Below are 23,926 nucleotides of genomic sequence, written 5' to 3'. Positions count from 1 at the left end.
CCCTCTCACCCGTTCGACTTCGTTTCGACAAGGAACCACACCCCATGACCAAGCGCATCGTCGTCACCGGCATCGGCGCCACCTCCGCCATCGGCGGCACGGCCCCGGAGAACTGGACAAACCTGCTTGCCGGCATGTCCGGCACCCGCACGCTCGAACACGACTGGGTGCAGCAGTACGAGCTGCCCGTCACGTTCGCCGCCGAGGCGATCGTCCGCCCGGAAGAGGTCCTCCCCCGGCATGAGGCCAAGCGCCTCGACCCCTCGTCGCAGTTCGCGTTGATCGCGGCGCGCGAAGCCTGGGAGGACGCAGGTTCCCCCGAGGTGGCTCCCGAACGGCTCGGCGTCGACTTCGCCACCGGGATCGGCGGCCTCTGGACGCTTCTCGACGCATGGGACACCCTGCGCGAGAAGGGTCCCCGTCGGGTGATGCCGCTCACGGTCCCGATGCTCATGCCGAACGCCGCTGCGGGCAACCTGTCGCTGCAGTTCCATGCACGTGCCTACGCGCAGACCGTGGTCAGCGCCTGCGCCTCCAGCACCGAGTCGATCATCCACGCTCTCCACCACCTGCAGGATGGCCTCGCGGACGTCGTGATCGCCGGTGGCACCGAGTCGGCGATCCACCCCATCACGATGGCCTCCTTCGCCTCCGCGCAGGCGCTGTCCCGCCGGAACGACGACCCGGCCCATGCCTCCCGCCCCGGCGCGATCGACCGCGACGGGTTCGTCATGGGTGAGGGCGCCGCCGCACTCATCCTCGAGACCGAGGAACACGCGAAGGCACGCGGGGCCAAGATCTACGGGTATGTGCTCGGCGGCGGAGTCACAGCCGACGCCTACCACATCACCGGGAACGACCCCGAGGGGAACGGTGCGGCACGAGCCGTGACCCAGGCCCTCGACGAGGCCGGCGTCACCGCCGACCAGGTCACGCACATCAACGCGCACGCGACGTCGACGCCGGTGGGCGACCCGAACGAGTACGTCGCGCTCAAGAAGGTCTTCGGCGAGCGGATCGACGAGATCCCGGTCTCCGCGACGAAGGCTTCGACCGGACATCTGCTGGGCGGCACCGGCGCGCTCGAGGCGATCTTCTCGCTCCTCGCCCTGCGCGACCGCGTCGCACCTCCGACGATCAACATGACGGAGCCGGACCCCGCGGTCCCGTTCCGTCTCTCGGGCGAAGCCACGCCTCTCGGCGACGGCCCGCAGATCGCGATCAGCAACTCCTTCGGCTTCGGCGGACACAACGCGGTCCTCGTTCTCGCCAGCGCCGACTGATACGCCACGCACACGAAGAGCGGCCCTCGGGATTCCGAGGGCCGCACTTCGCGTATGCATGAGGATCACACGGATGCATGAGTATCCACCGGTACTCGGTCATTCCCGTGTGCACAGGTCATGCAGATGCGCACGGAGCCGTCAGGCGGAGCGGAGGCTCCCGAGCTTTCGCGAACGGGTCTCGCGCATCCGGGTGATGCGCGGGAGGAACCAACCGATCAACGGACCGACGCCGAAGGCGAAGAGGACGGTTCCTACTCCGACGGGGCCTCCGAGGAGGAAGCCGACGAGCAGCACGCTCCCCTCGATCAACGTGCGCACCAGCCATACCGCCCAGCCTGTTCGCCGAACGAGTCCCGTCATCAGGCCGTCACGAGGGCCCGGGCCGAAGTCGGCAGCGATGTAGAGGCCGGTCGCGAAGGCCAGCAGCAGCAGCCCGAAGACGAACATCGGAGCGCCGATCCATACCGAGGACGGCTGCGGGATCAGGGCGAGCGCGAGGTCCGCACTCGGACCGACGAGCAGGGCATTCAACACGGTGCCCAGCCCCACGCGTTGGCGCAACGGGATCCAGAGCAGGAGGACGACGATCGAGACCAGCACGGTCATGACGCCGTATCCGAGCCCGGTCTGCTCCGCGAGACCGAGTGCCAGCACGTCCCACGGTGCCACTCCGATGCCACCGCGCACCATGAACCCGAGCGCGACGCCGTAGAGGAACAGACCGACGAGCAGCTGCACGAACCGCTCGATGAGGTCACGCCGACTGGTGGCGGTCACGGGGAGGAGCACGGAACGGAGGATCATCCCTCCACTCTGGCCCCTGTCCCCCCATCCGAAGCGATACCACTCACCGCAAAGTGGCCTGCGTAGATCAGTCCACTTTGCGTCATGCTGGACATATGGGATCACGTCTCGTCGAACAGCTCGGGGTGCACAACGTCGCCGGCGCCACGGCATCGGCGCTCGCAGACCAGATCAGGGCGCTGATCCTCGACGGCCGCCTCACCGTCGGCGAGCGTCTCCCGAGTGAGCGCGCCCTTGCGCTCGAGCTGCGCCGTTCTCGCTCCACGATCACTCGCGCGTACGGCATCTTGGAATCGGACGGCTACGTCTCGCGCCTGCACGGGGGAAGCACGCGCGTCACCCTCCCGAATGGACATACTGCTCCTGGAGCCGAGGCCGACGACGAGTCGATCGACCTCTCCATCGCGTCGATGGACTCGACGCCGGGGTTGTACGACGCGACCGTGCGGTCGCTGCCGCGTCTCGCGGCGCTGCGCGGCACCAGCGGGTACTCGCTCCGCGGACTCCCCGAGCTGCGCGAGGCGGTCGCTCAGCGCTTCCGCGATCGGGGCGCGCCGACGTCGGCCGACGAGATCATCATCACCTCCGGAGCGCTCAATGCGATCAATCTGATCCTCGCGGCGATCGGGCGTCGCGGAGAGAAGGCGCTGGTGGAGCAGCCGACTTTCCCTCACGCACTGGAGGCCCTGCACCGCCACGGGTACCGGCTTGTTCCGACGCCCGTGGATGCCGACGGGTGGGATGCCAGGCACCTGAACGAGACGCTGCTCAGCGCCCGGCCGCATGTCGCATACCTCATCCCCGACTTCCACAACCCGACCGGAGCGACGCTTCCCGATGACGAGCGGTCGCGGATCACGACCACAGCCCGCAACGTGGGTACCCACCTCATCGTCGACGAGACGACCACCGAACTCGACATCGACCGGGGATGGTCACCGACTCCGATGGCCGCGGGCGGGCCCAATGTGATCACCGTCGGATCGATGTCGAAGATCGCCTGGGGCGGGATGCGCATCGGCTGGATCCGTGCGGAGTGCTCCGTCATCGCGCGGCTGCTCGCCGTGCGCCCCTCCTTCGAACTCGGCACGGCCCTGCTCGAACAGTGCATCGCCGTCGAACTCCTCGCCGACATGTCGGCGCTCACAGCGCATGTCCGTCGACGTCTGCACGCCGGACGCAGCGCCGTCGAGGAAGGGGTGGCCGCCATCCCCGGGTTCCGGATGCCACATACGCCCGGCGGACTCTCCGCCTGGGTCGACATCGGCGCACCGCTGTCGACCGCGCTCTCTCTCGCCGCCCGCGAAAGGCAGCTCGTCCTTCCTCCCGGCCCCCGCTTCACGACGGGCGGAGTGCTCGAACGCCGACTGCGCATCCCCATCACGCTGCCCCCCGAGCGCATGTCGGAGGCGATGCGGCGGTTGTCCCTGGCCTGGGACGACGTGCGCGGCGGGAGCCCGTCCGCGTCCGGTGCGTTGCAGCACGCGGCCGTCATCTGACACGGACGACGAGGACCCCGCCTCGTTTCCGGGGCGGGGTCCTCGTCGTGCGGAGCGGGGATACGTCTTCTCAGCGTCCGGGATCACTCACCGGCATCCGATACTCACGCCTCCCCCGTTCCGGTCTGTGGCGCCGGGCTAGCCGACCTTATGGAGCCAGACGACTCTGGCGTCGTCGCTGGCATGACGGAAGGGCTCCAGTTCCTCATCCCACGCCGACCCCAGGGCGATGTCGAGTTCGCGCTGCAACTCGACGGCACTCCCTGCCGCGATCTCCATCGCGTAGCGGATGCGGTCCTCGCCGACCACGATGTTGCCGGCTGCGTCGGTCTGGGCATAGTGGATACCGAGGTCGGGCGTATGCAGCCACCGGCCGCCGTCGCTGCGCGGCGTGGGGTCCTCGGTCACCTCGAAGCGAAGGTGCTCCCACCCACGGATGGAGGTCGCGAGAGCCGCGCCGGTACCGACGGGGCCGTCCCAGTAGAACTCCGCCCGTCGGGCACCCTCGAGCACGGGCTGCTCGGTCCAGTCGAAGTTCACCGCACGCCCGATAGCGCGACCCACCGCCCATTCGAGGTGCGGGCAGAGCGCGCGAGGCGCAGAGTGGATGAACACCACTCCGCGTGCGTAAGCCGTCGCCATGATCTCTCCGTTTCATCAGGTGCGTCTTCCCCAACGACCTGAACCACGAAGTGGCGAGAATATGCGGTTGTGCGCCCATTCTCGCCGAGATCCCCGCAAATCACAAGCATGTGGTTCCACGACGAGGGCCCCGGTCCGTAGACCGGGGCCCTCGGGCGCTTCGACGGGCTCAGCGACCCACCGTGGAGATGCTCACGCCTCGCTCATGGCCTGCTTGACCTGCTGGCCCTTCGCGGCGTAGTAGGCCGCGCGAGCAGCATCCTTGCGGGCCTGCTCGGCATACCCGAACTCGAGCGTCTCCTGGTCGACCTCGTAGTTGGGCACGTCGTCGGTGCCGTGGTACTTCTCGATGTAGGCGTCGAGCTCGGGGCCCGAGGTCCACGACGTGATGAGGCAGTAGCGGGGCTCGGTGCCGTTGTGGGTGGCCGCGTGCCACAGGCGCTGCGTGTCCACGATGAGCTGAGCGCCGGCCGGGAGGGCGATACGGTACTCGATGCTCGGGTCGGTGCGGTTCTCACGCAGGACGAAGTAGCTGTCCTTGTCGTCCGTGAGGTTGAAGAAGCCACGGACGACCCAGCCGGTGCCATCGGGGTTGAGGCGGTTGTTGTCGTCCTGGTGGAGGTTGTAGAGGCAGTCACCGTAGGGCGTCGGCTGCAGCTCGATGACGCGGCACCGACCAACGTTCGCACCCGGCTCCTGAGCGCGACGCGTCAGGTTCGGAGCCTTCTCGGTCTGGGAGTCGATCCAGACGCCGTCCTTGTCGGTGCGCGGCGGCTTGTGGTTCCAGAACCCGTTGCACTCGATGTCGCCGAAGGCGCTGGCGAGAGGTGCGAAGCGGGTGTCGCCCGACGACTTCCAGTCGTTGTACTCGATGTCGAGCCACTCCTTGGGGTCGAGCTCCTGGTTGTAGCTGTCGAGGACGACGAATCCCTTTTCCTCGAGCGCAGCGGACTTGATGTATCCCATGATCGAGTCATGTTCCTTTCATCGGGGGCCAGCACGTTTTAACAGGCCCTGATAAGGCAAGCCTAACAGCGTCCCCCGCGAGCCCCTCGGAGGTCGACCGTGCATAACCGAATAGACTGATCGGGGCGCCCGGCCAGGCCTCGGCACCCGTCGCAACGGGAGGACGAGACACCAGCATGAGCACCGCGACCAACGTCGAGGCGACAGCAGTCAACACGATCGAGTGGCTCGCGGCGGGCGGCACCACCATCGTGGTCCCCGTGTATCAGCGGCAGTACCGATGGGACATCGGCGGCTGCGAGCGGCTGCTCTCCGACATCCGCGCTGTGGCAGGCGAAGACGACGCCCACCGTCACTTCATCGGTTCGATCCTCTCCGCGCAGGACAACGTCTCCTCCGATGCCGACCTCATCCTCATCGACGGCCAGCAGCGCATCACCACGCTGATGCTGCTCGTCGCTGCGCTGCATCACTCCATCCGCGACACCGACCCCTCACTGGCGGCCGATCTCGAACGCGTGCTCGTCCGCTCCGACTCCCCCGGTCGCACGAAGCTGCGCCCGCACGACGCCTGGGCTGACCTGTACGAATCGGTCGTGTTGGATCGACGCGGCGATGCCGATCGCGAGTCCCGCTTCGACGACAACTACGCCTTCTTCCGCAGTCAGATCCATGTCGACGAGGTACCCACCATCTGGCGAGGGCTGCAGAAGCTCGAGCATGTGTCGATCACCCTCGGCGCTCGCGCCAACGCCCAGCAGATCTTCGAGAGCCTGAACTCGACAGGCGAACCGCTGCGTGACCACGAGCTCATCCACAACTACATCCTCATGGGACTCAGTCACGCCGAGCAGATCGACGTCGAGACACGTTTCTGGCTGCCGATCGAACGGCACACCGGTGAGGCGATCGGCGCCTTCTGGCGGCACTACCTCGTGTTCATCACCGGCCGCGAGGTCGCCGCGAACGGGGAACACGGGGTCTACAGCGCCTTCCGGCACTCGTTCCCCCGCGTCGACGTCGCCCACCTGCAGGCCCACGCGGCGCAGTGGCGACACTACGCGGAGATCTACGGCATCCTGCTCGACCCGTCGCAGGAGCAGGACCCCGAGATCGCGCAGCAGCTGCGTCACGTCAACACCTTCGGTCGTTCCTCGTACCCTCTCGTGATGAGCGCGTACAGCGACCACATCCGCGGGGTCATCGACCGCGACGAGTTCATCGAGACCCTGGAGTGGCTGCAAGCCCTGTACCTGCGCCGTGCGCTGGTGAACCTGCCGGCCGAACGACTCGTCGCGAGACTGTGCCGGGCCCGCCGTGACGGTAGGGACGCGCTCGCGCGGGCGTTCGCTCGCATCACCCCGTCGGACGAGCGGGTGAGTGCGGTGCTGAAGTACAGCGAACTCCCCCACCCTGCCTACGTGCTCGGACGGTTGGAAGGCGTGGAAGACCTCGACGCCTACGACATCGAGCACATCGTCCCGACCGTGCCGGGCGACGCGTGGTCCGGCGACGGTACGCGCCAGTGGAGCGAGTACTCCGAGGACGAGCAGAACAGCCATCGCGCGCTCGCCCCGACCCTCGGCAACCTCACCCTGCTCGAGGAGCACCTCGCTGAGCGCGTGTTCGGCGCCTCGTTCCCTGTCAAGCGCTCGGACGCGTACGCACGCAGCGCGGTGCCGGCGACGCGAGAGCTGGCCGACGTCGACTCGTGGAACACCGCAGCGATCACACGCCGCACCGTCGCGCTCACCTCCGACCTGATCCGCATCTGGGCGCGACCCGCCCTCCCCGAGATCGACGACGACGGACTGACCCCGATCCTGGATGCCGTGCGCCGCCGCGGGTGGCCGACCGGATGGGAGCGGGAATTCGACTACGTCGAGTATCGAGGCGAGCGCTGGGAGGTGCCGGACGTGAAGTACCTCTTCAACCGCGTCTTCCGCCGCGCCTGGACCGACACGACAGACGCAGCCCTCGCCTACTGTGCCGCACACGGAGGGCCCATCTATCAGGACATGGCCTGGAAGGGTCAGTGGGATGAGCTCGGCGAGGGGCACTTCCTCTACATGGGCTGGGATTCCAACTACATGATGACCGCTGTGCAGGGTGTGCTCGAGGAGTCGGGCATCGCCTCGGAGGTCTTCGTCAAGTACTCCTACATCGGGAATGTGATGTGAACATGAGCACCATCGTGCGCAAGCTGCAGGACCTCACCGTCGAAGAGCACACTCTCACGGTCCCGCTGGTGTGGGGCGACCCCACGGACCATCGAACCATCGACGTCTTTGCGCGCGTGGTCGCTCGCGAGGGCGGTGAGGCCCTTCCCTACCTGGTGTTCCTGCAGGGCGGACCCGGCCACGAAGCGCCGCGCCCCTTCCACTCCTCGACGTCGCCTGCCTGGCTCGACGAAGCGCTCGCCCACTACCGTCTGGTGCTTCTCGACCAGAGAGGCACCGGACGTTCGACCCCGGTCGGCGATCTCGACCTCGAACGCGGTTCGGCAGCGGTCGCCGAGCATCTGACCCATCTGCGAGCCGACGCGATCGTGCGCGACTGCGAGGCTCTGCGCGAGCACCTGGGAGCCACCACCTGGAGCGTGCTCGGACAGTCCTTCGGTGGCTTCACGACCCTCGCGTATCTCTCCACCGATGCCGGATCCCTCGACGACGTCTTCATCACCGGCGGGCTCAGCGCGGTGGGGCGTCACCCCGACGATGTCTACGCTCTCTGCTACGACAAGATGCGGGATGCCTCCGAACGCTACTACCGCCGTTTCCCCGAGCACCGCGACGCGATGCGAAGGCTCGTCGATCTCGCGGACGCGGGCGACATCGTCCTCCCCGACGGAGAGGTCGTCTCACGCTCGCGCCTGCGGTCGATGGGATCCGCACTCGGCACCGACGACGGATGGCAGACCGTCTGGTCGCTCCTGGAGCGCGATCCCGCCTCCAACGCCTTCCGATACGACCTGATGCACGCGATGCCCTATGACGGCCGCAACCCGCTGTACTTCACCTTCCACGAGTCGAGCTACGCCGACGGTCACGCCACTCGGTGGTCGGCCGAGCGCACCGAGCCCACGGACTTCCGCGACGACCCGACGCTGTTCACGGGCGAGCACATCCGCCGCGAGTGGACCGAGTCGGTGCCGGCCTTCCAGCCGTGGCGTGATGTCGCCCTCGAGCTCGCAGAATTCGAGTGGCCGCAGATCTATGACGCCTCAGCGATCGTCGCATCGGGGGCCACCGGCGCGGCCGCGGTCTACGTCAACGATGTCTACGTGCCGTACGAGTTCTCGATCGAGACGGCGAAGCTCCTGCCCGGGGTACAGCTCTGGCAGACGAGCGAGCATGAGCACAACGGCCTGCGTTCCGGCCCCGTGCTCTCCCGCCTGATCGACCTCGCCCACGGCCGACGCATCCGCTGACGGCATCCGCCGAGAGGAGGATGTCCTTTCTCGCCGACCTGCCTATCCTGTCCTCGTGAAGGATGCGATGGCGTGGACGACGGTGGTCTTCATCCTCGCCGTGGGTCCTGCCCTGCTGATCTTCGGAATGATGCACACGTTCTCGCGCAAGCCGGTGGAGAAGAAGTACGAGCGTGTCGCGAACGGCGGCCTCGTCGGCGTGTTCGACAGCGTTTGGTCTCCCACCGCGCACGAGGCGGCACAGGAGCGCGATCGCCAGACGCAGCGCACAGCCCCCGCGCCCTCTCCGGGCGATCCTCCGAGCTCTATCGACGACGGCCTTATCGTCATCGACTTCTGAGCACGAGCATCTGAGTACGAAGAAGGCCCCACGCTCCGAGGAGCATGGGGCCTTCCGTGCGGCAGTCGTTACTTGGACGAGCCGCCGAAGCCCTTGAAGCGCTGGTTGAACTTCTCGACGCGGCCGGCCGAGTCCATGATGCGCTGCTTTCCCGTGTAGAACGGGTGCGAAGCCGAGGAGATCTCGACGTCGATGACGGGGTACTCCACGCCGTCGAGCTCGATGGTCTTGTCGCTCGAGACGGTCGAACGGGTGAGGAACGTCTCGCCCGAACCCAGGTCGCGGAACACGACAGCCTTGTACTCGGGGTGAATGTCAGTCTTCATGGGATTCCTTAGTTGCTGCCCTGGATTGTGCCAGGGACGAGGGAAGTCTGCGGTGCAGAGAGCACCAAGGATCGATTCTATCAGACCCTGATCAGGACGCCGCGCGCGCGGCGTAGCGTCCGTCGTCGCTGCTGAGCACGATCGGCATCCCGAACGTGTCGGTGAGCGTCTCCGCTGTGAGCGTGTCGACGATCGGGCCCGCCGCGACGACGGAGCCGTCACGGATCAGCATCACGTGGGTGAACCCTACCGGGATCTCCTCGACGTGGTGCGTCACCATAAGCATGGCCGGCGTGGTCGGAGACGACGCGTATCCGCTGAGGAGCGCGAGGAGCTCCTCACGGGAGCCGAGGTCGAGGGAAGCCGTCGGCTCGTCGAGCAGCAGGAGCTCGGGGTCGGTCATCACGGCACGCGCGATCTGGACCCGCTTCTGCTCGCCGTCGCTGAGCGTACCGAACGTCCGGTCGGCGAGGTGGTCGAGACGCCAGTCACCGAGGACGCGGAGCGCGCGACGCTCGTCGATGTCCTCGTAGTTCTCGTTCCAGCGACCGAGCACGGAGTATGCGGCGGTGAGCACGGTGTTGAGCACGGTCTCGTCTCGCGGCACGCGCTTGGCCATCGCCGACGACGCGAAGCCGATGCGCGGTCGCACCTCGAACACGTCGGTCCTGCCGAGGGTCTCCCCCAGCACTGTCACCGTTCCGGCCGTCGGATGCATGAGCGTGTCGGCCAGCTGGAGCAGGGTCGTCTTGCCCGCACCGTTCGGGCCCAGGATCACCCATCGCTGGTCGTCGTCGACCCGCCAGTCCACGTGATCGATGATGTTGCGCCCCTCACGGCGCACGACGACGTCGGTGAATTCCAGAGCGCTCGGCATGCCCCCCAGCCTATCGGCTCAGGCGGTCAGCTCCGCGTAGAGCGCGCGCGTCGTCTCGGCGATCGCCGCCCAGCTGAACTCGTTGCGCGCCCTCTCGCGCCCGGCCTCGCCGTACGTACGTGCGCGGTCCGGGTCCATCGCGACCTCGGTGAGCACGGCTGCGAGGTCGGCCACATAGCGCTCCGGGTCGACCGGCGTGCCCGTTCCGTCCTGCGCCTGCTCGATCGGCACGAGGCGACCGGTCACGCCGTCGGCAACGACCTCGGGGATACCGCCGGTCGCCGTCCCGACGACCGCCGCACCACAGGCCATCGCCTCGAGGTTCACGATCCCCAGCGGCTCGTAGATGGAAGGGCAGACGAACGTCGTCGCGGCCGTGAGGATCGCCGAGAGCTCGTCGCGGGGAAGCATGCGCTCCACCCAGATGACGCCGTCCCGCTCCTGCTGGAGCAGGCGCACACCCTCCTGGACCTCGGCCATGATCTCCGGAGTGTCCGGAGCACCCGCGCAGAGGACGAGCTGCACCTCGGGAGGGAGGAGCCGCGCCGCCTGCAGCAGATACGGCAGCCCCTTCTGCCTCGTGATGCGGCCGACGAAGACGACGGACGGACGAGCGGCGTCCATCCCGATCGATCGCAGGAGGGCTTCGTCGTGCACCGGACGCCACCGGTCGACGTCGATCCCGTTGTGGATCACCCGCACCCTCGCCGGGTCCACCTGCGGGTAGCTGCGCAGGATGTCGTCGCGCATCCCGGCGCTCACCGCGATCACGGCGGCCGCGTTCTCGTACGCCAGTCGCTCGATCCCGCTCGACACCGCATAGCCACCGCCCAGCTGCTCGGCCTTCCACGGCCGAAGGGGCTCGAGGCTGTGCGCCGTCAGGACGTGAGGGATGCCGTGCAGCTGTGAGGCGAGGTGACCGGCGAAGTTCGCGTACCAGGTGTGACTGTGCACGATGTCGGCGTCGGCGATGGCCGACACGATCTCCAGATCCGTGCCGAGCGTCTGCAACGCGGCGTTGGCTCCGGCGAGTTCCGTCGGCGTGCGATAGGCGAAGGTACCCGCCTCATCGCGCGGTGACCCGAACGCGCGGACCTGGACGTCGAGATGCCGTCGGAGCGCTGTCACGAGCTCGGCGACGTGCACGCCGGCACCACCGTAGACCTCCGGCGGGTACTCCTTCGTGATCATTTCAACTCGCATGTCTGAACGCTAGTACAGCGAGGAGGATGGCATCTATGGTGGAGCCATGTCCGCTCCAAAGAAGGTCTTCGGGATCATCCTCGCCGGCGGCGAGGGCAAGCGCCTCATGCCCCTCACGGGCGATAGAGCGAAACCCGCAGTGCCGTTCGGCGGACAGTACCGGCTCATCGACTTCGCCATCTCCAACCTCATCAACTCGGGCCTCCGACAGATCGTCGTGCTGACGCAGTACAAGTCGCACAGCCTCGACCGGCACATCTCCCAGACCTGGCGCATGTCGGCTCTCCTCGACTCGTACGTCGCCTCGGTGCCCGCTCAGCAGCGCCTCGGCAAGCGATGGTTCTCCGGCTCCGCCGACGCGATCCTGCAGAGCATGAACCTCATCAACGACGAGAAGCCCGACATCGTCGTCGTGATCGGTGCGGATCACGTCTACCGGATGGACTTCCGGCAGATGCTCGAGGCGCACATCGAGTCGGGCGCCAAGGCCACGGTCGCGGGGATCCGCCAGCCGCTCGCGCTCGCGTCGCAGTTCGGCGTGATCGATGCCGACGCGGAGTCGGGCCGGATCAAGCAGTTCCTGGAGAAGCCGACCGACATCGCAGGGCTCGAGGATTCGCCGAACGAGGTGCTCGCCTCGATGGGCAACTACATCTTCGACGCTGATGCACTGATCGCCGCCGTCGAAGCCGACGGGGAGTCGCCCGTGTCAGGTCACGACATGGGCGGCGACATCGTCCCGTACTTCGTCGAGCGCGGCGAAGCGGGTTACTACGACATGAAGCAGAACGAGGTTCCGGGGTCCTCGCCGCGCGACCGCTCGTACTGGCGAGACGTGGGAACCATCGACTCCTTCTTCGATGCGCACAGGGACCTCATCTCGACGCTACCGATCTTCAACCTGTACAACATGGAATGGCCGATCCACTCGCAGGCGGTGAACTCTCCGCCGGCGAAGTTCGTCAGGGACTCCGTCGGTCGCATCGGCAACGCGATCGACTCGATCGTCTCCCTCGGATCGGTGCTGTCGGGCACGCACCTGGAACGCAGCGTGGTCGGTCCATGGACTCTGGCGGGGGGCGGATCGACCATCACGGACTCGGTCGTGTTCGATCACGTGCAGGTCGGGCAGGGTGCGCGCATCCACCGCGCCATCCTCGACAAGAACGTCGTCCTGGCCGATGGCGCGACGGTCGGGGTCGACCGTGAGCGCGACCTGGCCCGTGGCTTCACCGTCACCGAGTCCGGCATCACCGTCGTGGGCAAGGGCGTCTTCATCGAACGCTGACGCGTCATGCGGCGCTCAGGCGGTCCGGGCGGTCGCTAGGCTCGACGGGTGACCGCTGCGCGATTCCTCGTCGTCCTCGATGCTGATTCCACCCTCATCCGCAACGAGGTGATCGAACTCCTCGCCGACGAAGCAGGCCGTCGCGCCGAGGTTCAGGCGGCGACCGAGGCGGCGATGCGCGGCGAAGTGGACTTCGCGACGAGCCTGCGCTCCCGGGTCGCGGCACTGCAGGGAGTGCCCGTATCGGCGTTCGAGCGCGTCCGCGCGCGGATAGAGCCCACCCCCGGAGTCCGCGAGCTCACGGCAGCAGTCCACGATCGCGGCGGTGTCGTCGGGGTCGTCTCCGGCGGCTTCCACGAAATCCTCGACGCAGTGGCGCCGGAACTCGGCGTCGATCGCTGGCGAGCGAACCGCCTGGATGTCGTGGACGGCGTCCTCTCCGGCCTTGTCGAGGGCGACATCGTCGACGGAGCCGCGAAGGCGGCGTCCCTTCAGGAGTGGGCTGCAGAACTCGGCGTAGGTCCGCGCGCCACGATCGCCATCGGGGACGGCGCCAACGACCTGCCCATGATGGCGGTGGCGGGGCTCGGCATCGCCTTCAATGCGAAGCCCACCGTACGGCAGACCGCCGCGCTCGTGATCGGCCCGCAGGACCTCTCCGAAGTCATCGCTCTGCTTCCGTAGACGGATCCCTCTGGAGGTTGTCCGACGCCGCCGCTAGCGTCGACGCATGGACATCATCCTCATCCCCGGGCTCTGGCTCGATGCGTCCAGTTGGGAAGACGTCATCCCCTCTCTGGAAGCGGCGGGGCACCGCGCTCATCCCCTCACCATGCCCGGCCTCGGCGAACCGGCGTCGGCGTCGTCCGAGGTCGGCATCTCGGACTGGATCGATGCCGCGGTCGCGGCGGTCGATGCGCTTCCCGGTGACGTCGTCGTCGTCGGTCACAGCGGCGGAGGAAACGTCGCATGGGGTGTCGTCGATGCGCGCCCCGAGCGCGTCGGCCGCGTCATCTTCGTCGACACGGCACCCCCGCCGACGGGAAGCGGCATCAGCGAGTTCGAGCTCGTCGACGGCGTGGTCCCCTTCCCGGGGTGGGACTTCTTCCCCGAGGAGGACGTGCACGATCTCGACGAGGCGACCCGTGTGCGCACGACACCGCTCACCCGGAGCGTGCCCGCGAGGGTGCCGACCGACGGCATCATCCTGCGTGACCCGGCGCGGTATCGCGTGCCGGCGACCCTGCTCATGGGTGGCGTGGATCAGTCCGCGTTCGAGAAGATGATCGCCCAGTGGGCCGAGTATGCCGACGAGTTCCGTGCGATCGACGATGCCGAGGTCGTTCGCATCGGCTCCGGGCACTGGCCGCAGTTCTCCATGCCGGAACGGCTCGGAGAACTGCTCACCGCCTCGGTCGCGAGGTGAACACCCCGGTCCGGATCAGTGGCCCATCCCGAGTCCACCGTCGACCGGGATGACCGCGCCCGAGATGTAACCGGCATCGTCACCGGCGAGCCATGTCACCACGCCCGCCACCTCGTCGGGGGTCGCGAACCGCGCGGCGGGGATGCTCGCCTTGTACTGCTTCTGCGTCTCCTCGGGGAGCTCCGCGGTCATGTCGGTCTCGATGAACCCCGGAGCGACGACGTTGGCGGTGATACCGCGCGCACCGAGTTCACGCGTGATCGAGCGGGCGAAGCCGACGAGCGCGCTCTTCGACGCCGAGTAGTTCGCCTGGCCGGCGGAACCGTACAGACCGACGACGCTCGAGATCAGGATGATACGACCGAATCGTGCGCGCAGCATGCCCTTCGAGGCGCGCTTCACCACGCGGAACGTGCCGCCGAGGTTCGTCGCCACCACGCTGTCGAAGTCGTCTTCGCTCATGCGCATGAGGAGGGTGTCCTTGGTGATCCCGGCGTTCGCGACGACGATCTCCACCGGGCCGAGCTGCTGCTCCACCTCCGTGAACGCGGCGTCGAGCGCGGTGGCATCCGTGACATCCGCCCGCACGGTGAGGGTTCCCTCTGGTCCTTCGCCGCTGCGCGCGGTGACCGCGACACGGTATCCGTCCCGCACGAAGCGCTCCGCGATGGCACGGCCGATACCGCGGTTTCCGCCGGTGACGAGGACGACGCGCTCAGCGCTCATGAGGACACTCCTGCTCTGGACCCGCGGTCCGAGGTCTCGGACCGTCATCGATCCTACCGACGATGCTCCGAGCGACGACGCCGCGCGCACCCTCATCGCGGCGTTGACACAGGCGGGCGCTGCTGGAACCCTGATCGAGACGAAAGGGCAACATCGTGAGCGACAATCCTCCTCCCCCGGCAGGCGACGCGCCGTTCGCGCCGGTACCACCGGCCCCGCCGAGCGCCCCGCAGGCCGCCCCCGCTCTGCCTGCGTATCCGACCGCGCCGTACCCACCCCAGCTCCCGCAGACCGTCCAGCCCCCTCAGCCCGGCCAGGCGTACCCCGGTTCCGCTGCTGCGTATGCTGCCCCGGCCCCGCAGGCATGGCCGGTGCAGCCGAATCACGGGACCGCGACCCCTTACGGAGCCTATGGGGCACCGACCTACCCGGTTGCTCCACCGCGTCCCACGAGCGGACTCGCCGTCACCTCCCTGGTGTGCGGCATCGCCGGTGTCATCCTCATCTGGGCGATCCTCCCGATCCTCGCCTCCATCGCCGCGGTCATCACCGGGCACATGGCGCTCAAGCAGACCAAGAACGATCCGAGCGTCGGAGGACGAGGAATGGCCATCGCGGGCCTGATCCTCGGCTATGCGATGATCGCCATCGGCGCCTTCACGCTCATCAGCATCATCATCAGCTTCCTGTTCGTCGGAGCCTTCAGCCTGCCGTTCATCTTCTCGCGCTGATCCGCGGCAGAAGCGGCACGCCGGGAGGCCCGCACCGGCGTAGGCTTGAGGCATCGTGAAGAACGCGCGTCAAATCCCGGCCGTCACCTCCCTGCCGCAGTCTCCGCAGGATGAGGGTGACCACCGTGTGCGTCGTTACGTGCTCACGATGTCCATCCGCATAGCCTGCTTCGCCCTGATGGTGCTGGTGCAGCCGTACGGATGGTACACCTGGGTCTTCGGGATCAGCGCGGCCGTGCTCCCGTACATCGCCGTGGTGTTCGCCAACGCGGGCAGCGACAGCACCGAGATGACAGCCGAGTCGCCGCGACAGGAGCTGGAGGCTCCCGGGCCCGCTCCGATCGCGAATGAGACGACCGGCCCGCAGGTGTTCACGATCCACGAAGGCCCGAAGGACCGATGACAGAGCTCGAATGCTCGCGCGCCGGCTGCCGGAGCGCGGCGACCAGACAGGTCGTATGGCGCAACCCCCGCATCCACGCCGCCGACCGGGAGAAGATCTGGCTCGCCTGCGACGAGCACGTGGACTACCTCCGCGACTACCTCGCGGCGCGGGACTTCCCGGTGACCGTTCGTGACGGGGCTCCCGCATGAGTCAGCGACTGCTCCGGTGGGGCGTCTACGTGCTGATCGCCATCGGATTCGCGATCGCATGCGTCTTCCTGTCGAACTGGCAGTTCGAGCGGAACGAGACGAGAGCCGCCCAGATCGAGCTCGTCGAGCAGAACTACGACGCCGAGCCTGTCCCCCTGGCAGACCTCGTCGGGGAGGACGGCGCGCTCGACCCCTCCGATGAGTGGCGCCCGGTGACCCTGCAGGGCGAGTATCTGGCCGACGAACAGCTGCTGGTGAGAAACCGCCCGCACGGAGGAACCAGCGCCTTCGAGGTGCTGGTGCCGTTCCGCGACGCCGACGGCCGCGTTTTCATCGTCGATCGGGGCTGGGTACCTCCGGGCGACGGCGACGCTCCGGATTCCGTGCCGGCACCGCCCGAGGGCGAAGCCGAAGTCACCGTGCGTCTGCGCCCGGGCGAGCAGCTTCCTGCTTCAGGCCGTGGCGCCCCCGAAGGTCAGGTGCCGACCATCAATCTTCCGGCCATCGCGAAGCTCGTCGACGGCGATGTGATCACCGGCGCCTACGGCCGCGTCATCAGCGAAAGCCCCGCGGGCGAAGGCACCCTCGGGGGATTCGACTCCCCCACCGACGACCCCGGCCCGCACCTGTCTTACGCGATCCAGTGGATCCTGTTCGCGCTGATGGGCTTCATCTTCATCGGCTACATCATCCGGACGGAGATCGTGAAACACCGCGAAGAGGTCGAAGGCGTGCCGTCTCCGGTCAAGGTCAGCCGCCGCAAGGACCATGACGCCGACGTGGAGGACGAGCTGCTCGACGTGCGTTGAGCGCGGTCCGCCGCAGTCACTCCACGGACCACGGCATGGGACGCTCCGGCAGCCGCGAGCTGTCGTCGGGAAGGTGTGGAAGCGCCTCCCCACCCGCGCGAAGACAGAGCCACCGCAGTTCACCGGGACTGTCCGGACGAGCCCGCCACGTGCGGGCGACCCCTTGCCCCACACGGACCACGGTCCCCGGCCCGACTTCCACCACATCGTCGTCGAGACCCATCTGCCCTCGCCCGTGAAGGAACACGTACACCTCTTCGATCTTCCGGTGTACGTGCCAGTAGCCGGCTTCCTCCGCCGGCTGCAGGGCATTCGCGGTCATCCCGATGTACTGCATCGTCAGTTCGTGATCCACGACACGACGCCCGTCCCGCGAACGCGCGGCGTCGAAGCCGCCGTGATGCGCTCGCCATTCCTCGAGCGCTCCGATCTCCACCACCTGATAGCCGCTCATGCGTGCTCTTCCTGTCCGGCCGTTGTCCCTGTCATGGCCGCGGCCCCTGTCACCGTGAGATCCCACGCCGCATCCGTTCGCCGATACACGATCCGCGTGTGATCACGGTCGGCCGCCCCTTGCCAGAACTCGACGCGGGTCGGCACGAGCCTCCACAGGGCCCAGTCCCCCGGCGCGATGCCCGCCCCGGCCGCTGCAGACCGCGCCGCGAGATCGGCTGCGCTCTCGGCCTCGCCGGCCTCCTGAACCCGTCCACGTACACGGACGGCTCGCACCAGCGGCTGCCACCAGAAGTTCAGCGCTCCGGCAGGGGTGCTCGCGAGCTGCGACCCTTTGCGAGACGAACGCGCACCGGCGAAGGCCCACCCTCGCTCATCGACGTTCTTGAGGATCAGCGTCCGAGCATCCGGTATGCCGTCTCCGTCGACCGTCGCCAGGGTCGCCGCATGGGGTTCGGCGACTCCGACGGAAGCCGCATGTCGGATCCAGTCCAGGAAGAGCGGAACCGGGTCGACGGGAAGTTCTGTGACATCGAGTGCTGGCGCGACGCCGGTGAGCGCCGCTTGTGCACGCAGCCAGCTCCCGGTGTCGGGCGATCGGGAGTCCGTCGGCATGTTCTCGACTATGCCACGTACCTCAGCCGCCTGAGAATCGGAGCGCGCGCTTGGGCAGCACCCGCTTCGGTCGGGAGGCGACTCCGACGTCAGGCGAGCTCGATGAGGTCCTGGTACTCCTGGCTCCAGATGTCCTCGACGCCGTCGGGCAGGATCAGCACACGCTCGGGGTTGAGCGACTGCACCGCCCCCGGATCGTGGGACACGAGCACGACCGCACCTTCGTAGTGTGCGAGCGCACCGAGGATCTCTTCACGAGAGGCCGGATCGAGGTTGTTGGTCGGCTCATCGAGCAGCAGCAGGTTCGCCGACGACACGACGAGCGTCGCGAGCGACAGACGCGTCTTCTCCCCACCCGACAGGACTCCTGCAGGCTTGAGCACGTCATCGCCTGTGAACAGGAACGACCCGAGCACCTTGCGCGCCTCGGTCTCGGTGATGTGCGGAGCGGCCGAGACCATGTTCTCGAGCACCGAGCGGTTCACGTCGAGGTTCTCGTGCTCCTGGGCGTAGTAGCCGACTTTGAGGCCGTGTCCCGGCTCGAGCTGCCCGGTGTCGGGCTGATCGACGCCGGCGAGCATCCTCAGCAACGTGGTCTTGCCCGCACCGTTGAGCCCGAGGACGACGACCTTGGAGCCGCGATCGATCGCCAGGTCGACATCGGTGAAGATCTCGAGCGACCCGTACGACTTCGAGAGGCCGGACGCCATCATCGGGGTCTTGCCGCAGGGCGCCGGCTTCGGGAAGCGCAGCTTCGCGACCCGGTCTTCCTGACGCACCTCGTCGAGCCCCGCCAGCAGCTTCTCCGCACGCGCGATCATCTGATGCGCCGCAGCGGCCTTCGAGGCCTTCGCACCGAAGCGGGCCGCCTGCAGCTGCAGGGTCGTGGCCTTCTTCTCGGCGTTCGCGCGCTCCTTCTTGCGGCGCTCCTCATCGGCCACCCGCTGACGCAGGTAGTTCTTCCAGTTCATGTTGTACGTGTCGATGACCTGACGGTTCGCGTCGAGGTAGAACACGCGGTTGACCGTCTCACCGACGAGCTCGACATCGTGGCTGATCACGATCAGCCCGCCCTTGTAGCCCTTGAGGAACTCGCGCAGCCACACCACGCTGTCGGCATCGAGGTGGTTGGTCGGCTCGTCGAGGATCATCGTCTGCGCGTCGGAGAAGAGGATGCGCGCGAGCTCGATGCGGCGACGCTGTCCACCGGAGAGGGTCGACAGCGGCTGGTCGAGGATGCGGTCGGGGAGCGAGAGGTTGTTGGCGATCGACGCCGCCTCCGCCTCCGCCGCATAGCCGCCCTGGGCCTCGAATTGCTCGGTGAGGCGGGCGTAGCGCTTCATGGCCTTGTCGGCCACTGCGGGGTCGTCCGACCCCATCGCGAGGGCCGCCTCCGTCATCCCGAGGTTGAGCTGACCGAGCCCACGGGCGTCGAGGATGCGCGTGCGCGCGAGGTCTTCGGGGTTGCCCGAACGCGGGTCCTGCGGAAGGTAGCCCAGTTCGCCGGAGCGGGTCACGCTTCCGCCGGACGGCAGCACATCGCCGGCGAGCACCTTGGTGAGCGTGGTCTTCCCGGCCCCGTTGCGGCCGACGAGTCCGATCTTGTCTCCGTCGGCGACGCGGAACGAGACGTTCTCCATCAGCAGGCGCGCGCCAACGCGGATCTCGAGGTCGTGCACGGCAAGCACAGCGGACGTCCGTTCTTTCGGGGAGGGGGTTCGGCCGATCGGCCAGCCTCCCAGTATAAGCCGCGTCGCCGAGAGTCGCGGTCAGCAAGATCAACCTGGAGAGTGAGCACGCCGATACTCCGGTGGGATGCCGCCCTTCCCACTCCCCGAATACCGTGCCGGAGTGGACATCCTCAACGACCTGATCATGCAGGCGATCGCCTCACCCTGGCTGTACCTGGTGCTGTTCGCCGTCACCATCGTCGACGGCTTCTTCCCCCCGGTGCCCAGCGAGACCGTGCTCGTGGCCGCAGCCGCCGTGGCCGCCTCGACGGGAGAGGGAAATCTCCTTCTTCTCGGGGCAGTGGCTGCCATCGGGGCGGCGATCGGTGACAACGTCGCGTTCCTGATCGGACGAGGGCTGGGCACCACCCGCTTCGCGTGGATGCGCCGACCGCGCGTCGCCGCAGCGTTCGCGCATGCCCAACACGCAATCGATCGCCGCAGCGCCACGCTGATCCTCGGTGCCAGATACATCCCCGTCGGAAGGGTGGCGGTCAACATGTCGGCCGGGGCTCTCGATTTCCCGTGGCGACGGTTCCTCCCGTTGAGCCTGATCGCTGGAGTCAGTTGGAGCGTGTTCAGCCTCGTCATCGGTCTGCTCGCGGGCGCCTGGATCAAGGACCAGCCTCTGCTCAGCGCGGGGCTCGGCATCGTCATCGCGCTGCTCATCGGTCTGGTGATCGATCGGATCGCCGCCGCTCGCCGCCGCCGTGCCGCGGCGCCGCAACTGGCAGGATGAGAGCCATGGCACGCCGCCGCGAGCGTTCACCTCGCCGAACACGCATCAGCCGTCGCACCGCCGCCTTCGTGGCGCTGTGCGCGGCAGTGGTGGCGCTGTTCACGGTGCTCGTCTCGCTGCAGAGCGTCCTGTACGGCACGCCCGTCCCGTTGTCGTTCATCCTCGGAGCGGCTCTGTGCATCTCCCCGCTGCTGGCGATCTCTCATCCTCGCTGGGCCGTCGGCCTCTTCACGGCCGGGGCGCTCGCTCTCCCACTCACCGTCGTTCCCGAGCTCGCGATCGCGTCCCCATGGCCCTGGTCGGTCCCTGCGCTGCTGGCATTCATCCTGTTCGTCGGAGTCGTCACATTCCTCCACGGTGCACGGCTCGGCGCGTTCGCTCTCATCCTCGGGGCCATCGCCTCGCTCGTCTCGCCGATGCTCCGCCCCGACATGGTGGCCGTGCCGGAATCGTCCGCCAGCGCCACGGCCGACCTCATAGTGACGACCTCCCTCGCCTCGGCCATGTTCCTGATCGCTTCGCTGATCGCCGGACGCGTCAGGGTGGCGGCCGAGCTTTCACGGGAGAGGGAGCACAGCGCGCTCGAGGAGGCCAGACGCGCACTCGTGGAAGAGCGCACGAGGATCGCTCGCGAGCTGCACGACGTCGTGGCACACAGCATGTCGGTGATCCAGGTGCAGGCCTCGACCGCGAAGTACCGCATCCCCGACCTGGATGACGTGGCCGTCGCGGAGTTCGAGGACATCGCAGCGACCGCACGGAGTTCGCTCGCCGAGATGCGGCGCATGCTCGGCGTGCTGCGCACCGAGGATCAGAGTGCCGAGCTCGCTCCGCAGCAGGGCATCGACGACATCCCCTCCCTGGTCGACAGCATCCGCCGCGCCGGCGTCGAGGTCGGACTCGTCCTGGAGGGTGGGGACGCTGCTACGGCGGCGACGCCCGCCGTCCAGATCGCCGCCTTCCGCATCGTCCAAGAGGCTCTGAGCAACGCCGTCCGTCACGCCCCTGGGGCACAGATAGCCGTGCGCGTGCGCGCCGAGTCCCGATCGATCCGGATCGTGGTGCACAACACCGCCCCGCCCCGCCTTCCGGACGGTCACGTGGGCGGATACGGTCTGCGCGGCATGCGGGAACGCGCGGAACTCCTCGGTGGGAGCCTCTCCGCCGGCCCCTCGACCGACGGGGGCTGGGAGGTCGAGGCCGTCCTCCCGGTCAGTCCGAATGATCCCTCACCGGCCGACCTCCCTTCATCTGCCGCTCCTCTCGGTGCCACCCCTCGCGACACCGCCCTTCGCGACACCGCCCCTCACAACACCGCCCCTCACAACAAGGAACGCTCGTGACGATCAACGTGCTCATCGCCGATGACCAGGCCATGGTCCGTGCCGGCTTCGGGGCGCTCCTCGACGCCCACGATGGCATCAGGGTGGCCGGCCAAGCGGCCGACGGTGCGGAGGCGGTCACGCTCGCGGCGCGCCTCGACCCCGACGTGATCCTCATGGACGTGCGGATGCCGGAACTGGACGGCATCGAAGCCACTCGTCGCATCCTCGGGCCTTCGTACCCCGCGGCGCATGTCCCCCGGATCATCATGCTCACGACGTTCGACATCGATGACTACGTGTACGACGCGCTCGAGGCCGGTGCCAGCGGTTTCCTCCTGAAGGATGCGCTGCCGGAGGAGCTCGTGCACGCCGTGCGCGTCGTCGCCGGCGGTGATGCTCTCCTCGCTCCCAGCGTGACACGACGCATGATCGAGCAGTTCGCCGGACGCCGACCCCGGACTCCACGCGCAGCGACGGCGCTCGCCGACCTCACCGACCGCGAACGGGAAGTCCTCGTGCTCATCGGTCGAGGCCGCTCCAACACCGAGATCGCCGCCGAGCTGTTCATCGCCGAGCAGACCGTCAAGACACATGTGGGCAAGGTGCTCGCCAAGCTGAACCTCCGTGACCGCGTGCACGCCGTGATCCTGGCGTACGACACCGGGCTCGTCGAGCCTTCGTCCTGACGACGCATCGCCGCGACTCATCCCGTCGTAGGGGGTACGACGGGACCCGAGGGTGATGTCTCCGCCCGCACCACGTCCATAGTCTCCTGGAACATCGCTTCCGAGGAGGACTCATGGCCATCGTCCAGACACCGCCCGTCGCCGCCGGGCCGCGCACATCCCGCGATACGGGCATCGACTTCCTGCGGGCTCTCTGCGTGCTCGGGGTCGTGTTGCTGCACGCGATCATGGTGGGCGTCACGGTCGGCGATTCCGGTCCGATCTTCGAGAACGCCAGCGACGGCACCGCGTGGATCGCTCCGCTGAGCTGGCTCCTGCAGGTGATGCCGCTGTTCTTCGTGATCGGTGGATTCTCCGGATTCCTCGCGCATGAGCGCATGCGGCAGCGCGGCGGAACGGCGGTCGGATTCGTCGCCGGCCGCGTTCACCGACTGTTGCGCCCCGCGATCGTGACGATCGCGGTCGTCGGGCTCGCGCTCGCTCTGCTCACGATCTTCGGCGTTCCCGCCGACCTCGTCGCGACGGCCGGGTTCCGTTATGGCCAGCCGCTCTGGTTCCTCGGGGTCTTCCTCCTCTGCCAGGCGCTTCTCCCCCTCTTCGCCGCCGCTCACCGGCGTGCGCCGCTGTGGACGATCGGCGCCCTTGCCGCTGCTGCGATCGCGATCGACGTCCTCCGCGGAGTCTCCGGCGTCGAGGGCCTGGGCTTCCTGAACCTCGCCTTCGTGTGGATGGCCCTCCAACAGCTCGGCTTCTTCCTCGCCGATGGACGCATCGAGCGCCTCAGCCGACGGATCCGCATCGTTGCGGGCCTCGCGGCCGTCCTCGCGCTCATCATGACCTTCGCCGTCGGCGTCTACTCCGCCGACCTCATCGCGAACATCAATCCGCCGACGGCTGCCCTCCTCCTCGTGGGGGTCGCGCACACGAGCCTGCTCTCCCTGCACCGCGAGCGTCTCGAGCGATTCAGCCGAGAGCCGCACGTGGCCGCGTTCACCGCCTTCGTGACGGTGCGGACCATGACGATCTACCTCTGGCACATGCCCGTGCTGCTGCTCATGGCGGGCTCGACGGCCGCGTTCGCACTCTTGACCGGCGCCGCGCTTCCGGCCCTGGACAGCGCGGCGTGGTGGTCGGGACGCCCGCTGTGGCTCGCGACCGCGCTCGCTCTCACGGCCGTCGTCGCCATCGCGTTCACGCGGTTCGAATCGCAGGCCGCACCCGCCGCCGCGTCTTCGCCCGGTCGCATCGTCGCCAGCGCTCTCAGCGCCCTGGTCGGGATCATCCTGCTGCTGGTCCTCGGTACGTCCGTCGCAACCGCCCTGATCGCACTCGCGCTGATCGCTGGTTCTCTGCGGCTGGCTTCGCTCCCGGCTCCGCGGTCGGCAGGGCCGCGACCATCGCCGGTCCCCGTCGCGCCGGCCCTCGTGTGAG

General features: G+C 67.9%; 26 protein-coding genes. 16 read left to right on the top strand and 10 right to left on the bottom strand.

Annotated elements, in window-relative coordinates; all coding sequences use genetic code 11:
- Positions 1-44 precede the first annotated feature (44 nt).
- A complete protein-coding gene (locus tag FFS56_RS04960; protein WP_046749123.1) occupies positions 45-1,283 on the top strand; it encodes a beta-ketoacyl-[acyl-carrier-protein] synthase family protein in 1,239 nt (412 codons plus the stop codon).
- Positions 1,284-1,424: 141 nt separating this feature from the next.
- Here FFS56_RS04960 and FFS56_RS04955 read toward each other — a convergent pair whose 3' ends face one another.
- A complete protein-coding gene (locus FFS56_RS04955) occupies positions 1,425-2,090 on the bottom strand; it encodes a membrane protein (RefSeq protein ID WP_046749124.1) in 666 nt (221 codons plus the stop codon).
- 95 nt (positions 2,091-2,185) lie between these two features.
- Between FFS56_RS04955 and FFS56_RS04950 the strand changes: the two genes are divergently transcribed.
- The gene (locus tag FFS56_RS04950; protein WP_046749125.1) at positions 2,186-3,589 is read left to right on the top strand and encodes a PLP-dependent aminotransferase family protein; all 1,404 of its coding nucleotides are present in this window, start codon (positions 2,186-2,188) and stop codon (positions 3,587-3,589) included.
- 138 nt (positions 3,590-3,727) lie between these two features.
- On the opposite strand, the gene FFS56_RS04945 is transcribed toward FFS56_RS04950, so the two are convergent.
- Both FFS56_RS04945 and FFS56_RS04940 read right to left on the bottom strand, forming a co-directional pair.
- Positions 3,728-4,231, bottom strand: coding sequence for a DUF3145 domain-containing protein (locus FFS56_RS04945; RefSeq protein WP_046749126.1), 504 nt, complete (start codon positions 4,229-4,231; stop codon positions 3,728-3,730).
- Positions 4,232-4,423: 192 nt separating this feature from the next.
- On the bottom strand, positions 4,424-5,197 hold the full coding sequence (locus FFS56_RS04940; protein ID WP_021200730.1) for a hypothetical protein: 774 nt from the start codon (positions 5,195-5,197) through the stop codon (positions 4,424-4,426).
- A 176-nt stretch (positions 5,198-5,373) separates the two neighbouring features.
- Here FFS56_RS04940 and FFS56_RS04935 point away from each other — a divergent pair, with 176 nt between their 5' ends.
- The 3 genes from FFS56_RS04935 to FFS56_RS04925 are packed head-to-tail and all read left to right on the top strand — an operon-like array spanning position 5,374 to position 8,967.
- Positions 5,374-7,377 carry a DUF262 domain-containing protein gene (locus FFS56_RS04935; RefSeq protein WP_127012139.1) on the top strand — a complete coding sequence of 668 codons (2,004 nt, stop codon included), beginning with the start codon at positions 5,374-5,376 and terminating at the stop codon, positions 7,375-7,377.
- Between the two features lie 2 nt (positions 7,378-7,379).
- On the top strand, positions 7,380-8,627 hold the full coding sequence (locus FFS56_RS04930; protein ID WP_046749129.1) for an alpha/beta fold hydrolase: 1,248 nt from the start codon (positions 7,380-7,382) through the stop codon (positions 8,625-8,627).
- A 55-nt stretch (positions 8,628-8,682) separates the two neighbouring features.
- Positions 8,683-8,967, top strand: a complete 285-nt coding sequence (locus tag FFS56_RS04925; protein ID WP_233437409.1) for a hypothetical protein — start codon at positions 8,683-8,685, stop codon at positions 8,965-8,967.
- Between the two features lie 68 nt (positions 8,968-9,035).
- Here the strand turns inward: FFS56_RS04925 and FFS56_RS04920 are convergent, their stop codons facing one another.
- From FFS56_RS04920 to glgA, 3 genes are all read right to left on the bottom strand, one after another.
- Entirely contained in the window at positions 9,036-9,293 is a 258-nt protein-coding gene (locus FFS56_RS04920) for a type B 50S ribosomal protein L31 (RefSeq protein WP_021200734.1), read from the bottom strand.
- Positions 9,294-9,384: 91 nt separating this feature from the next.
- Positions 9,385-10,170 carry an ABC transporter ATP-binding protein gene (locus tag FFS56_RS04915; protein ID WP_127012137.1) on the bottom strand — a complete coding sequence of 262 codons (786 nt, stop codon included), beginning with the start codon at positions 10,168-10,170 and terminating at the stop codon, positions 9,385-9,387.
- Positions 10,171-10,188: 18 nt separating this feature from the next.
- Positions 10,189-11,373 carry a glycogen synthase gene (gene glgA, locus FFS56_RS04910; protein ID WP_127012136.1) on the bottom strand — a complete coding sequence of 395 codons (1,185 nt, stop codon included), beginning with the start codon at positions 11,371-11,373 and terminating at the stop codon, positions 10,189-10,191.
- A 46-nt stretch (positions 11,374-11,419) separates the two neighbouring features.
- Between glgA and FFS56_RS04905 the strand changes: the two genes are divergently transcribed.
- Genes FFS56_RS04905 through FFS56_RS04895 form a run of 3 tightly spaced genes read left to right on the top strand, consistent with a single transcriptional unit; the run spans position 11,420 to position 14,087 of the window.
- Entirely contained in the window at positions 11,420-12,661 is a 1,242-nt protein-coding gene (locus FFS56_RS04905) for a glucose-1-phosphate adenylyltransferase (protein WP_046749132.1), read from the top strand.
- A gap of 48 nt (positions 12,662-12,709) precedes the next feature.
- Positions 12,710-13,345, top strand: coding sequence for a phosphoserine phosphatase SerB (gene serB, locus FFS56_RS04900; protein ID WP_046749133.1), 636 nt, complete (start codon positions 12,710-12,712; stop codon positions 13,343-13,345).
- A gap of 46 nt (positions 13,346-13,391) precedes the next feature.
- On the top strand, positions 13,392-14,087 hold the full coding sequence (locus FFS56_RS04895; protein WP_127012135.1) for an alpha/beta fold hydrolase: 696 nt from the start codon (positions 13,392-13,394) through the stop codon (positions 14,085-14,087).
- Between the two features lie 15 nt (positions 14,088-14,102).
- On the opposite strand, the gene FFS56_RS04890 is transcribed toward FFS56_RS04895, so the two are convergent.
- On the bottom strand, positions 14,103-14,813 hold the full coding sequence (locus tag FFS56_RS04890; protein WP_046749399.1) for a beta-ketoacyl-ACP reductase: 711 nt from the start codon (positions 14,811-14,813) through the stop codon (positions 14,103-14,105).
- A 155-nt stretch (positions 14,814-14,968) separates the two neighbouring features.
- On the opposite strand from FFS56_RS04890, the gene FFS56_RS04885 reads away from it, so the two are divergent.
- Genes FFS56_RS04885 through FFS56_RS04870 form a run of 4 tightly spaced genes read left to right on the top strand, consistent with a single transcriptional unit; the run spans position 14,969 to position 16,947 of the window.
- Positions 14,969-15,544 carry a DUF4190 domain-containing protein gene (locus tag FFS56_RS04885; protein WP_233437408.1) on the top strand — a complete coding sequence of 192 codons (576 nt, stop codon included), beginning with the start codon at positions 14,969-14,971 and terminating at the stop codon, positions 15,542-15,544.
- A gap of 55 nt (positions 15,545-15,599) precedes the next feature.
- Complete coding sequence (locus FFS56_RS04880; RefSeq protein WP_058633205.1) at positions 15,600-15,947, top strand: DUF3099 domain-containing protein; 348 nt, start codon at positions 15,600-15,602, stop codon at positions 15,945-15,947.
- A complete protein-coding gene (locus FFS56_RS04875) occupies positions 15,944-16,138 on the top strand; it encodes a hypothetical protein (RefSeq protein WP_046749137.1) in 195 nt (64 codons plus the stop codon). Before FFS56_RS04880 ends, FFS56_RS04875 begins: the two co-directional genes overlap by 4 nt.
- The gene (locus FFS56_RS04870; protein ID WP_046749138.1) at positions 16,135-16,947 is read left to right on the top strand and encodes an SURF1 family protein; all 813 of its coding nucleotides are present in this window, start codon (positions 16,135-16,137) and stop codon (positions 16,945-16,947) included. The genes FFS56_RS04875 and FFS56_RS04870 overlap by 4 nt, the downstream gene beginning before the upstream one ends.
- Before the next feature lie 16 nt (positions 16,948-16,963).
- Here the strand turns inward: FFS56_RS04870 and FFS56_RS04865 are convergent, their stop codons facing one another.
- From FFS56_RS04865 to abc-f, 3 genes are all read right to left on the bottom strand, one after another.
- A complete protein-coding gene (locus FFS56_RS04865) occupies positions 16,964-17,401 on the bottom strand; it encodes a cupin domain-containing protein (RefSeq protein ID WP_127012134.1) in 438 nt (145 codons plus the stop codon).
- On the bottom strand, positions 17,398-18,015 hold the full coding sequence (locus FFS56_RS04860) for a pyridoxamine 5'-phosphate oxidase family protein (protein WP_127012133.1): 618 nt from the start codon (positions 18,013-18,015) through the stop codon (positions 17,398-17,400). Before FFS56_RS04860 ends, FFS56_RS04865 begins: the two co-directional genes overlap by 4 nt.
- An 89-nt stretch (positions 18,016-18,104) precedes the next feature.
- Positions 18,105-19,703, bottom strand: a complete 1,599-nt coding sequence (gene abc-f / locus FFS56_RS04855; protein WP_017202270.1) for a ribosomal protection-like ABC-F family protein — start codon at positions 19,701-19,703, stop codon at positions 18,105-18,107.
- A gap of 163 nt (positions 19,704-19,866) precedes the next feature.
- Between abc-f and FFS56_RS04850 the strand changes: the two genes are divergently transcribed.
- The 4 genes from FFS56_RS04850 (at position 19,867) to FFS56_RS04835 (ending at position 23,925) form a co-directional block, all read left to right on the top strand.
- A complete protein-coding gene (locus FFS56_RS04850; protein WP_046749400.1) occupies positions 19,867-20,484 on the top strand; it encodes a VTT domain-containing protein in 618 nt (205 codons plus the stop codon).
- A 5-nt stretch (positions 20,485-20,489) separates the two neighbouring features.
- Positions 20,490-21,827, top strand: coding sequence for a sensor histidine kinase (locus FFS56_RS04845; RefSeq protein ID WP_127012132.1), 1,338 nt, complete (start codon positions 20,490-20,492; stop codon positions 21,825-21,827).
- On the top strand, positions 21,824-22,495 hold the full coding sequence (locus FFS56_RS04840) for a response regulator transcription factor (RefSeq protein ID WP_046749141.1): 672 nt from the start codon (positions 21,824-21,826) through the stop codon (positions 22,493-22,495). Before FFS56_RS04845 ends, FFS56_RS04840 begins: the two co-directional genes overlap by 4 nt.
- A 113-nt stretch (positions 22,496-22,608) precedes the next feature.
- Positions 22,609-23,925 carry an acyltransferase gene (locus tag FFS56_RS04835; protein ID WP_127012131.1) on the top strand — a complete coding sequence of 439 codons (1,317 nt, stop codon included), beginning with the start codon at positions 22,609-22,611 and terminating at the stop codon, positions 23,923-23,925.
- The last annotated feature ends 1 nt before the right edge of the window (position 23,926 follow it).

Origin of the sequence: Microbacterium sp. Beta (assembly GCF_005502545.1) — a bacterium.
Taxonomy (GTDB): Bacteria; Actinomycetota; Actinomycetes; order Actinomycetales; family Microbacteriaceae; genus Microbacterium; species Microbacterium oxydans.
The sequence above is the reverse complement of the archived record's forward strand: the minus strand, read 5'-3'. Positions and strand labels throughout refer to the sequence as shown.